General features: G+C 41.5%; 10 protein-coding genes. 9 read left to right on the plus strand and 1 reads right to left on the minus strand.

Features of this window, described 5'->3' with window-relative positions:
• Positions 1 to 32 precede the first annotated feature (32 nt).
• Together pyk and D9X91_RS00800 are read left to right on the plus strand one after the other, a co-directional pair.
• Entirely contained in the window at positions 33 to 1,793 is a 1,761-nt protein-coding gene (gene pyk / locus D9X91_RS00795) for a pyruvate kinase (RefSeq protein ID WP_121678653.1), read from the plus strand.
• A gap of 109 nt (positions 1,794 to 1,902) precedes the next feature.
• Positions 1,903 to 2,289 carry an FxsA family protein gene (locus D9X91_RS00800; protein WP_121678654.1) on the plus strand — a complete coding sequence of 129 codons (387 nt, stop codon included), beginning with the start codon at positions 1,903 to 1,905 and terminating at the stop codon, positions 2,287 to 2,289.
• 344 nt (positions 2,290 to 2,633) lie between these two features.
• Here D9X91_RS00800 and ytvI read toward each other — a convergent pair whose 3' ends face one another.
• Positions 2,634 to 3,761 carry a sporulation integral membrane protein YtvI gene (gene ytvI, locus D9X91_RS00805; protein WP_121679000.1) on the minus strand — a complete coding sequence of 376 codons (1,128 nt, stop codon included), beginning with the start codon at positions 3,759 to 3,761 and terminating at the stop codon, positions 2,634 to 2,636.
• A 171-nt stretch (positions 3,762 to 3,932) separates the two neighbouring features.
• Between ytvI and D9X91_RS00810 the strand changes: the two genes are divergently transcribed.
• The 7 genes from D9X91_RS00810 (at position 3,933) to pnpS (ending at position 12,176) form a co-directional block, all read left to right on the plus strand.
• On the plus strand, positions 3,933 to 4,394 hold the full coding sequence (locus D9X91_RS00810; RefSeq protein WP_121678655.1) for a DUF441 domain-containing protein: 462 nt from the start codon (positions 3,933 to 3,935) through the stop codon (positions 4,392 to 4,394).
• 360 nt (positions 4,395 to 4,754) lie between these two features.
• Positions 4,755 to 5,873: a citrate synthase gene (gene citZ, locus D9X91_RS00815; RefSeq protein WP_121678656.1), complete on the plus strand. Its 1,119-nt coding sequence runs from the start codon at positions 4,755 to 4,757 to the stop codon at positions 5,871 to 5,873.
• 108 nt (positions 5,874 to 5,981) lie between these two features.
• The gene (gene icd / locus D9X91_RS00820) at positions 5,982 to 7,250 is read left to right on the plus strand and encodes an NADP-dependent isocitrate dehydrogenase (RefSeq protein WP_121678657.1); all 1,269 of its coding nucleotides are present in this window, start codon (positions 5,982 to 5,984) and stop codon (positions 7,248 to 7,250) included.
• 257 nt (positions 7,251 to 7,507) lie between these two features.
• Positions 7,508 to 8,446 (plus strand): malate dehydrogenase, encoded by a 939-nt coding sequence (mdh, locus tag D9X91_RS00825; protein ID WP_121678658.1) that lies wholly within the window; start codon positions 7,508 to 7,510, stop codon positions 8,444 to 8,446.
• Positions 8,447 to 8,711: 265 nt separating this feature from the next.
• Positions 8,712 to 9,188 carry a MaoC/PaaZ C-terminal domain-containing protein gene (locus D9X91_RS00830; protein WP_121678659.1) on the plus strand — a complete coding sequence of 159 codons (477 nt, stop codon included), beginning with the start codon at positions 8,712 to 8,714 and terminating at the stop codon, positions 9,186 to 9,188.
• A 493-nt stretch (positions 9,189 to 9,681) separates the two neighbouring features.
• Positions 9,682 to 10,398 carry a response regulator transcription factor gene (locus D9X91_RS00835; RefSeq protein WP_121678660.1) on the plus strand — a complete coding sequence of 239 codons (717 nt, stop codon included), beginning with the start codon at positions 9,682 to 9,684 and terminating at the stop codon, positions 10,396 to 10,398.
• Positions 10,395 to 12,176: a two-component system histidine kinase PnpS gene (pnpS, locus tag D9X91_RS00840; RefSeq protein WP_121678661.1), complete on the plus strand. Its 1,782-nt coding sequence runs from the start codon at positions 10,395 to 10,397 to the stop codon at positions 12,174 to 12,176. The genes D9X91_RS00835 and pnpS overlap by 4 nt, the downstream gene beginning before the upstream one ends.
• Positions 12,177 to 12,325: the final 149 nt, after the last annotated feature.

Below are 12,325 nucleotides of genomic sequence, written 5' to 3' on the forward strand. Positions count from 1 at the left end.
TAAACGAAACCATAGGAGGTTTAATCACTCAAATGAGAAAAACAAAAATTGTTTGTACGATTGGTCCAGCAAGTGAAAGTGTGGATATGCTTTCTAAATTAATGGAAGCCGGGTTGAATGTAACACGTCTTAACTTTTCGCACGGAGATCATGAAGAACACGGTCAGCGCATTAAAAACATTCGTGAAGCCGCTGAAAAAACTGGTAAAACCATTGGGATCCTCTTGGATACAAAGGGACCAGAGATCCGGACGAATAATATGGTCAATGGTTCGATTGAACTAACGGAAGGGACGAATGTCATTGTCTCGATGAAAGAAGTGGAAGGGACTCCTGAGAAATTCTCCATTACATATGAAGGATTAATCGAGGATGTCCATGTCGGTTCCAAAATTCTTTTGGATGACGGATTGATTGGTCTTGAAGTCACTTCCATCGATAAGGCAAATGATGAGATCCATACTAAAGTACTGAACAGCGGAACTTTAAAAAACAAAAAAGGCGTAAACGTTCCTGGAGTTTCTGTCAAGCTCCCTGGCATTACTGAAAAGGATGCACAGGATATCGTATTTGGAATCGAACAAGGTGTCGACTTTATTGCTGCTTCTTTTGTTCGCAGAGCTTCTGATGTATTGGAAATCCGCCAGCTTCTTGAAGAACATAACGCATCTCATATTCAAATCATCCCAAAAATTGAAAATCAAGAGGGTGTTGATAACATCAACGAAATTCTTGAGGTTTCAGATGGTCTGATGGTTGCCCGCGGTGATCTTGGCGTTGAAATCCCTGCTGAAGAAGTCCCATTGGTACAGAAACAATTAATAAAAAAATGCAATCTGTTAGGCAAGCCAGTCATAACGGCTACACAGATGCTTGATTCTATGCAGCGCAATCCTCGCCCTACCCGTGCGGAAGCGAGTGACGTTGCAAACGCGATTTTTGACGGAACTGATGCAATCATGCTATCCGGTGAGACTGCTGCCGGCAATTACCCGCTTGAAGCAGTACAAACGATGCACAATATTGCATCAAGAGCAGAATCTGCTCTTAACCATGGCGACATCCTTTCTCTGCAAAGCAGGAACAGCGGACATAATATGACGGATGCCATCGGGCAGTCCGTTGCCCACACAGCATTGAATCTGGATGCGAATGCCATCATCACGCCAACAGAGAGCGGCCATACAGCACGTATGATTTCCAAATACCGTCCGAAATCTCCGATTGTTGCTGTGACTGCCAACGATACAGTGTCCAGAAGTTTAGCCTTGGTATGGGGCGTCATTCCACAAATGGGTACAAAAGTTGCCTCCACGGATGAAATGCTGGAAATGGCTGTTGAAGAAAGCATCAATTCAACCATCGTCAAGCATGGCGATCTTGTTGTCATCACGGCAGGAGTCCCAGTTGGTGAATCCGGGACTACAAACTTGATGAAGATCCATGTGGTTGGAGATGTACTGATGAAGGGACAAGGAATCGGCAGAAAGTCAGCCTATGGTAAAGCTGTCATTGCAAAAAATGCAGATGAAGCAAAGGCAAAGGTTCAACAAGGTTCTGTTCTAGTAACGCTCGGTACAGACAAAGATATGGTGGAAACTTTGCAAAAATGCAGTGCACTTATTGTTGAAGAAGGCGGTTTGACAAGCCACGCAGCAGTTGTAGGAATTAATCTAGGCTTGCCGGTCATTGTCGGTGCAGAGAACGCAACTTCCCTTATTAAAGATGGACAAGAGCTTACAGTAGATGCAGCACATGGCGTCATCTACAATGGTCATGCGAGTGTCCTGTAAATAGATTAAAGAAAATGCTATTCCTCAAGTTGCTTGTGGAATAGCATTTTTCTTGTTTGTGGTATACTGAAGGAAGAAAAGAAATTTTCAATGCTTGGAGGCATGTTTGATGAAGTTTATTATGCTTTTTTTAATAATCGTCCCGGCATTAGAAATATGGCTTTTTATCCTTTCAGGCAATTTGCTGGGCGTTTGGCCCACAATTGGACTCATTATTTTAACCGGTGTCATCGGAGCCTATTTGGCCAGACAGCAAGGAATTGAGGCCATAAGGAAGCTGCAGGATCAAGTAAGGCAAGGTGAACCGCCTGGGAATGCCATAATAGATGGAGTATGCATCCTTGTCGGTGGTGTGCTTTTGCTGACTCCAGGATTTATCACTGATACGATCGGGTTTTTTCTATTGTTCCCGATTACCAGAGGTATGTTAAAGCCTGTACTGATCAAAATGATTCGAAAATGGATCGAACAAAAAAATATCATTATCTTTAGATGAACAAGGGCTGGCTATTATCGGTGTGATTCCCTTCTATGTGAACGATTTTATTGATTTCACATAGGATATTGGGATCGCATCGTTTGATACCCAGTCCTTTATTTGGCTTTTAGCAGTTTTTTAAATGTAATCGATCAATTGAAATTGTTTCGAGCGGAAGGTACGGGACTTTTCGAAAATGCATACGCATTTTCTTCGTGCGGTGTTAGCTCGAAGAAGTGAATTTGATGTCCTGAGGGATTAGCGGGCAAGGTGAGATCCGCCATCGATGCGTGCATACTGCAGCGGAAATCAACCTTGCACAACCCATGTTGAATACCACAAATTATACAAATTTGTCCTTATCATGTTAACTTATCATCGGTTTTGCCCTTAATGAAATTCCATACATCGTGGAACACATTGGCCTTATGAAGAGTCGTGATAATGACGAGTGTGACAGGTCCAAGGATCAATCCAAGAAACCCTACTAATTTAAAGCCAACGAATAATGCTATTAATGTAGCCAATGGATCAAGGCCAATGCTTGAAGACAAAACTTTTGGCTCCATGATCTGTCTTTGGACGATTACGATTACATACAAAATACTTAACCCTACAGCCAACCCAGTATCGCCAGCAATGGCCTCATAAACAATCCAAGGTACAAATACAGCCCCGGTTCCCAAATAAGGCAAAAGATCTACAAGCCCGCTGACCAAGGCAATGGTGATGGCATAATCCACCCTCAAGATCAAAAGTCCGATAAGAACGATGACACTTGTGATGGATATTAAAGTGAATTGAGCACGGATAAAGCCGAATAAAGCCTTCTTTAAATCAATGAAGACCTTTTGACCGCTTGTGCGCGCTTTGACGGGTAAAAACCTCGCCAATAAACCAGAAAGACGATACCAATCTTTGCTGATAAAAAATGTAGCAAGTGCAGAAAATACTAAAACAGTGGCAGCATTTGGAATCCACGAAATGATATTAGGCAGTTTTTGAAAGAAATTTTGTAAAAATGCACCGGCCGATGAGGCAATTTTCTGGCCAGCAGTTTGAATATTTTGTGTGATTGTATCCTGTTGTCCGGCATTCAGGTTTTTAAATAAACTAGCCCCTTCATTGTAAAGCGGAATAATCTGTGAGGTAATGAGGTTTTCAATGTACTTTACAAGCGTATCCACATGTTCCGGTACTACTTTTCCTAGATAATTAGCCCCAGAAACAATTTCAGCAATCAGCAAAGTGATTAGTCCTGCAAAAAATGCAATGAGGATGACCAATGATATTAAAACGGCTGCAGACCGCGGGATTCTTGCTTTATTCTCAAAGAGGTTCACTAAAGGATTGATGATAAAGGCAATGCCGATCGCAATTAAAAAAGGATAGGTAACGGTGGAAATATAGTATAGGCCTATCAATGAAATGACGATAATTCCAATTACAAATATAAACCGGAGGGTCCGATATATAAATTCCGGATTCAACAATGATCAACCACCTTTGATATCAAATATAAGTATTATTCTACATGGTGTTGCAACTGAAAAAAAGTTCCAATTTTATTAACGTTTTTGCAAAACAACCCTTTGTGAAAAAATATACAAAGTTTTTAGTATGTTAGGATAATATTGGCATCACTTTGAAGGGGTGAAAATATGTTTGTTCAGCCAATGCTCTTTTTATTATTGCTCCTTGGAATTGCCCTTTTGGCTAAAAATCAATCACTGCTCATAGCTGTCGTGGTTTTAATTGTATTAAAAATCATAGGGATTGATGAAAAAATATTTTCAGCGCTGCAGACAAAAGGCATCAATTGGGGAGTCACCATCATCACAATCGCTGTTTTAGCACCTATTGCCAGTGGTGCGATCGGCTTTAAAGAATTAGGGGAATCCATGAAATCTCCTTTGGCATGGATTGCGTTATTGGCAGGGATGGCGGTCGCACTGATCGCGAAGAGCGGGTTGGGGCTCCTTGAAGATGACCCCCATATCACCACTGCGTTGGTCCTGGGAACGATAATATCCGTCTCATTATTCAATGGTGTCGCTGTGGGACCGTTGATTGGAGCCGGCATTGCTTATATGGCAATGAAAGTCATGCAAATATTTACATGATCTTATGCAAGTTATTATATTAGTAAAGAACCAAATTTTATCACCAGAAAAGAGTTTCTTCTGGTGAATTTTTGATTATTTAAGTTTTTCTAAAAAAATAATTTTTATTTATTTTAATGCGTATCCGTTCACAAAAGTCAGATAATTGTTTATAATAGGAAATGTAAGCGTATGCTAAAAAAATGTCGTTTTTCGCAAGAGAATGTCGAAGTATTTCTGTGCATGTTTGTCAAATGAGCAAGCGCTCGATAGCCCAAGGAAATTCCTTTGGTGAAGAAATACATTGAACAAGCCTAATTGGCTTTTTGCTCCACATTGCAATGGTGATGTGAGATTTATATTGATAAAGGAGAGATTGATATGACAGCAACACGAGGTTTAGAAGGTGTTGTAGCTACAACTTCTTCCATCAGCTCAATCATCGATGACACCCTTACATATGTAGGCTATAACATCGACGACTTGGCAGAAAACGCAAGCTTTGAAGAGGTAATCTACCTGCTTTGGCACGGCCAGCTTCCTACTGCAGGTCAGCTTAACGAATTGAAAGAACAATTGGCTAAGGATGCCGCGGTGCCACAGGAAGTATTGAATCAATTTAAAACGTTTCCAATCAATAAAGTGCATCCAATGGCAGCAATCCGTACAGCGGTTTCTTCCCTTGGTTTATTCGATGAAGAAGCGGATGTCATGGAAAAGGATGCCAACTATCGCAAAGCGGTTCGTCTTCAAGCAAAATTACCTACACTTGTAACTGCGTTTGCGCGTATCCGCAAAGGATTGGAGCCGATCGCACCAAAGAGAGATCTTGGTTTTGCTGCTAATTTCCTATACATGCTTACTGGCGAAGAACCGAAAGATATTGCGGTTGAAGCATTCAATAAAGCGTTGGTCCTTCATGCAGACCACGAACTAAATGCATCCACATTCACTGCGCGAGTGTGTGTCGCCACTTTATCCGATGTGTATTCAGGCGTAACGGCAGCAATCGGTGCGTTGAAAGGACCTCTTCATGGCGGTGCTAATGAACAGGTTATGAAGATGTTGACCGAAATCGGCTCTGTTGAAAATGTAGATTCGTATATTCATGAGAAATTGAACAATAAAGAAAAAATCATGGGCTTCGGTCACCGTGTTTACCGTAAAGGGGATCCACGCGCGAAACACCTAAGAGAAATGTCAGAAAAGCTTACAAAATTAACGGGTGAATCCCATTTCTATGAAATGTCCACAAAAATTGAAAATATCGTGACATCAGAAAAAGGGCTTCCGCCAAATGTTGATTTCTATTCTGCATCTGTGTACCACAGCTTAGGGATCGACCATGATCTATTCACACCGATCTTTGCTGTAAGCCGTGTATCCGGTTGGCTTGCCCATATTCTTGAACAGTATGAAAATAACCGCTTGATCCGTCCGCGTGCTGATTATACCGGTCCAGGAATGCAAACTTACGTGCCTGTTGAAAAACGCGGATAACGCCTTTATTTACAAATTGAAAAATTATTGTTGTAATATGTAATGTGAGTTTAAAAGGTTAGGGGCAGCTGCCATCTAACCTTTGATATTGATATTGGAGGGAAAGACATGTCACAAGGTGAAAAAATTACTGTAGAAAATGGTGTATTAAACGTTCCTAACAACCCAATCGTTCCATTTATCGAAGGAGACGGCACAGGTCCTGATATCTGGGCTTCTGCATCACGCGTATTGGATGCAGCTGTGGAAAAAGCTTACAATGGTGAGCGCAAATTAGTATGGAAAGAAGTATTGGCAGGGGAAAAAGCATTTAATAAAACAGGTGAATGGCTCCCAAGCGAAACACTTGATGTTATCCGCGAATATTTCATTGCCATCAAAGGACCTCTTACGACACCGGTAGGCGGCGGAATCCGTTCATTGAACGTAGCGCTTCGCCAAGAATTGGACCTTTTTGTGTGCCTGCGTCCAGTCCGCTATTTTGATGGAGTACCATCCCCAGTAAAGCGTCCTGAAGATACAGACATGGTTATCTTCCGTGAAAATACTGAAGATATTTATGCCGGAATCGAGTATGCAAAAGGTTCAGATGAAGTGAAAAAAGTTATCGAATTCCTTCAAAATGAAATGGGCGTTAACAAAATCAGATTCCCTGAAACTTCCGGAATCGGCATTAAGCCAGTTTCTGAAGAAGGTACAAGCCGTCTTGTTCGTGCAGCAATCAATTATGCCATCACTGAAGGACGCAAATCTGTAACATTGGTTCACAAAGGGAATATCATGAAATTTACTGAAGGTGCCTTCAAAAACTGGGGCTACGAGCTTGCTGAAAAAGAATTCGGAGATAAAGTCTTCACTTGGGCACAATATGACAAGATCAAAGAAGAAAAAGGATTGGATGCTGCCAATCAAGCACAATCCGAAGCCGAAGCTGCTGGGAAAATCATCGTAAAAGATGCAATCGCAGATATCTTCTTACAGCAAATCTTGACGCGCCCAGCTGAGTTTGATGTAGTGGCTACTATGAATTTGAACGGAGACTACATCTCTGATGCATTGGCTGCTCAAGTAGGCGGAATCGGAATCGCTCCTGGTGCAAACATCAACTATGAAACAGGACACGCGATTTTTGAAGCTACTCATGGAACAGCTCCTAAATATGCTGGCCTTGATAAAGTAAATCCTTCCTCCGTCATCCTTTCTGGTGTGTTAATGCTTGAACACCTTGGATGGAGCGAAGCAGCCAACCTTATCACAAAAGCAATGGAAAAATCCATCGCATCAAAAGTAGTAACATATGACTTCGCCCGCTTAATGGACGGAGCAACTGAAGTAAAATGCTCTGAATTCGGAGACGAACTAATCAAGAATATGTAAGCAGAAAAGCGAGGCAGCTTGATCAGAGGCGTATAGATTGGGAAAATTAGAATGCAAATTTTCCTTGGACTGAAGTGTTGACTTTTCGTAAGCACGCTGAAGGAAGTCTACTAGCCTCTAGTTGCCGGAGCTGGACATGCAGAAAAGCGGAGCCGGTTGAACCGGCTCCGCGATTTAATAGAAACTGGATCACTCTTGCTCGGCTGTTCATTGTGGACAGAATATTACATAGCAAACAAATAAAGGGGGAATCTCTCATGTCAATCAAGCGTAAAAAGATTTCTGTAATTGGTGGAGGATTTACTGGCGCTACAACTGCATTTTTACTTGCTCAAAAAGAGCTCGGCGATGTCGTTTTGGTCGATATCCCTCAAATGGAAAACCCAACTAAAGGGAAAGCACTGGATATGCTTGAAGCAAGCCCTGTACAAGGTTTCGACGCCAACATTACTGGAACAGCAGACTACGAGGACACGAAGGATTCAGATATCGTAGTCATTACCGCTGGAATCGCACGCAAGCCGGGCATGAGCAGAGATGACCTCGTGCAAACGAATCAAAAAATCATGAAGAGTGTAACCCAGGAAATCGTAAAATTTTCTCCAAACTGCTTGATCATCGTTTTAACGAACCCGGTGGATGCAATGACCTATACAGTATTCAAAGAATCAGGATTCCCGAAAAGCAGGGTAATCGGTCAATCCGGCGTTCTTGATACAGCAAGGTTCCGTACATTTGTGGCACAGGAACTTAACCTTTCAGTCAAGGATGTCACTGGATTTGTATTGGGCGGGCATGGAGACGATATGGTTCCGCTTGTGCGATATTCCTATGCTGGAGGAATACCACTTGAAACATTGATTCCTCAAGACCGCCTGGAAGCGATTGTTGAGCGCACGCGCAAAGGCGGCGGTGAAATCGTAAATCTTCTAGGCAACGGGAGTGCATATTATGCACCTGCCGCGTCATTGGTTGAAATGTGCGAGGCCATCCTGAAAGATCAGCGCCGTGTACTTCCAACCATTGCCTACCTCGAAGGTGAGTACGGGTATGATGGCATTTATTTGGGAGTCCCTACAATCGTTGGCGGCAATGGATTGGAAAAAATCATCGAATTGGAACTTACCGATGATGAAAAAGCAGCACTAACAAAATCTGCCGATTCCGTTAAAAATGTAATGAGTTCGCTTGCATGAAACTATCTATCATCACGCCGAGGCAATGGATGCCTTGGCGTTTTTCTATGGAATGATGGCTCTAGGATAGAACATCGTGCCGATAAAAGGACAGATCACTGAGAAAATGGAGCGCCATCTTCAATTCACATCAGAGCACCTCATAAAATTTCTTTTGAAAGGGTAGGTTAAAAATGCTATGATAGAATCAAAAGACAGACAATACAGAGTTTTCTTTATTTTTTTATTTAAATTGTAAACGGTTACATATTTCGGAGGTGTCTTTATGCTGCTGGGAAAAAAGCGAAAAATGGGTAGGAAAATCGAAGAGATTTGTGTCGGTGAAAAACTGACCCTAACAGAAAAAATTGAAGATAAGGACCTTTTATTATTCCTTGGCTTGACCAATGATGCGAATCCTTTATATATTCAACATGATTATGCATCGCAGACTCCATTTAAGAAACCTATAGTTCCTACAATCATGCTTACTGGTACGATAACCGCTGCAGTTTCGAAATATCTGCCTGGACCAGGCTCACATATTTTAAAACATGAAATCGAATTCCCAAAACCGGTATACCATTATGGGACAGTAGAGTTTTTATTTGAGGTAACCAAGGTGAATAAGGAAGAGCGAACAGTAGAAGTGAAGGTCCATGCAACAAACGAGGAAAATGAAACGGTCGTCACCGGTATGGTCCTTGTTTGTCCGCCACAGCAAATCGACGGAATGAACGGGAATGCATTGGAAAATTTCTAACATGATGAAATAACAATCCATTCATTCTAAAGTTTGCTCAGACCGAAGACAAATGAGATTCTTGTCTAGGGTTTATTTTAATGATTGTAAATTGAGATTGTTCACCACTGCAAGGGATCAGGGTCGAGCTTCTATAGTTCCTATGTGCATGATTCTCCACTGTCCTTCTTATTCCAATGGACATATAATGGTGCTAAGTGGATTGGAGCGGAAGGCACTTGACTCCTGCGGGAAATAGAGGGAAGCAAGTGCCTGCAGCGGAAAGGAATGGACAATGTTTTTAGTGAAAACACCTATCTAAGTTAAAATAAATGATTAACGCAAAAAGAGGAGCACAAGAAAGGTTCTCAATGCAATTGATCTAAATTGTGATTGTCCCATCGGGGGCAATCTTTTTTTATTTATCATTGATTTGGGAATTATATTATAATAAGGTCAAGAAGTGGTTCCTGGATGAAGGGGTTTTAATTTTTGATAAAAGATGGAGGACTTCATGAGTAAAAAAATTTTGATCGTCGAAGATGAACAATCAATCGCAACACTACTAAAGTATAACCTTGAACAAGCCGGCTATGATGCATTGACCGCTCCAGACGGTGAGCAAGGAAAAGTACTGGCCATCGAGCAGCATCCAGACTTGATCATATTGGATTTGATGCTGCCTAAACTGGATGGAATTGAAGTTTGCAAAGAGCTTCGCCAGCAAAAAGTCATGACTCCGATCTTGATGCTTACGGCTAAAGATGACGAATTCGATAAGGTTCTTGGATTGGAATTAGGTGCAGATGATTATATGACAAAGCCTTTTAGTCCGAGAGAGGTTGTGGCTCGAGTAAAAGCGATCCTTCGCAGGTCCCAAGTACAGGCAGAGCTTGTCGAAGGGACGCAAGAAGAGCGGGTATGCATTGAAATTGGCGGGCTGAAAATTTACCCTGAACATTATGAAGCTTATTTCGATGATAATTTGTTGGAATTCACACCAAAGGAATTTGAGCTTCTTTTGTATTTGGCAAAGAATAAAGGTCGTGTATTGACGAGGGATCAATTACTGAGCGCGGTCTGGAATTACGATTTTGCCGGTGACACTAGAATTGTGGATGTACATATCAGCCATTTAAGGGAGAAAATTGAAAGTAATACAAAGAAACCAGCGTATATCAAGACGATCAGAGGATTAGGCTACAAATTAGAGGAGCCCAAAGGTATATGAATCGTTTTAGAACAAAATTATTAGTGGCATTGATATCATTAATTTTACTTGTTCTATTAGCGCTGGGTCTTTTACTGGGCCAATTATTTAAGAGTTATTATTTAAATATATTCAATGAGCGGTTGGAAAAAGAAACGACCTATCTAGCAGAGAGAATTGAAGAAAATGGCGGTCTTTCAGAATTGAATCGAACACATTTGAAATCGAGCGTCAATCTACTGGACCTTCATTTAACGGTGCTTAATTCGAATGGAGATGTGCTTTTCGATAATGGATCGCCTTTGAGCATCAATGACAAAGCTAATGAAGATATTGTTCGGTCCATTTTCAAAGAAATGAAGAAAAAAAATAGTACAAGCGGCAATGTAAAGCGTGCTGCCAATGATTTGCAATTTTATTGGAAACCGATCATATCACAAAAAGATAAAAAAGCAGTCGAAGGCCTGCTTGTTGTGAGTGCGAAAGTCGATGAGCTAAAGCGGATTTATCAGCAGATTTGGCTCATTCTCAGCATTTCGCTTGGCTTGGCGTTGGTTGTGATCATCCTGCTTGGTACAAGAATCATGACAAGCTATACAAAGCCGATTGAATCTGCAACTAAAGTGGCAATAGAATTGGCAAAAGGCAATTACAGAGCAAGGACGTATGAAGAACAAGTGAATGAAGCCGGGATGCTAAGTTCGTCCATCAATATTTTGGCCAGGAATCTTCAAGAAATGGTGGTTTCCCAGGAGATGCAGCAGGATCGCTTGAGCACCCTCATTGAAAATATGGGGAGCGGACTGGTCCTGATCGACAGTAGGGGCTATGTTACATTGATCAATCGATCCTACAAGGAAAATTTCAATATCGAGCCAACGGAATTCTTGCAAAAACGCTATCATGAAGTAATCAAGCACAAAGAAGTTGTAAAACTGGTAGAAGAAATTTTTATGACGGAGAAAAACGTCAGACGGCAGCTGCTGCTATCCCTTGATATTGAAAGGCGCCATTTTGAAGTATACGGTGCGCCGATCATCGGAACGAATGATGAATGGAATGGGATTCTATTAGTATTTCACGATATTACAGATCTTAAGATGCTCGAACAGATGAGGAAAGATTTCGTTGCGAACGTATCGCATGAATTGAAAACACCGATCACTTCGATCAAAGGCTTTTCAGAAACGCTTCTGGACGGGGCGATGCATGATGAAGAGGCTTTGAAGTCATTTCTCAATATCATTTTAAATGAAAGCGACCGACTTCAATCCTTGATTCAGGATTTGTTGGATTTATCAAAGATCGAACAGCAAGGATTTAAATTGAATGTTCAGCCGCTTGACCTTTCCCATATGCTGGAGGAGGTCATGAAAATGCTGGAAAACAAGGCAGATAGTAAAAATATTGAGTTGCAGTACAATACGGAAGACCTCCTTGAAATTGAAGGAGATGTATATAGGCTTAAGCAGGTTTTTATCAATCTGATCAATAATGCCATCGCTTATACACCATCCGGCGGCAGCATTAAAGTCCACGCCTCCAGTGTAGGTTCAAGGGTAAAGGTGGAAGTATCAGACACTGGAATCGGGATAGCCCAAGAGGAAATACCGCGGATTTTCGAAAGGTTTTACCGAGTCGACAAAGCCCGCAGCCGAAATTCAGGCGGGACTGGTTTGGGGCTTGCCATTGTCAAGCATCTTGTTGAAGCACATAGGGGCTATATATCCGTAAAAAGTAAGGTTGGAGAAGGGACTGTCTTCACAGTTTATTTAACGAAATCATTTCCGGCAAAATAATATTAGGATTAAAGTCTGTTTACGTTATTTTTACAAATAGTTTATTCTTTCTTAACATACGCTTGCTACAATCATAAGTGAAAACCCCTTCATCCAAGGAGCCAGAAAAAAGACATGAACCTACCCCGTTCATGTCTTTTTTCATGCAT

Origin of the sequence: Falsibacillus albus (assembly GCF_003668575.1) — a bacterium.
GTDB classification, from domain to species: domain Bacteria; phylum Bacillota; class Bacilli; order Bacillales; family DSM-25281; genus Falsibacillus; species Falsibacillus albus.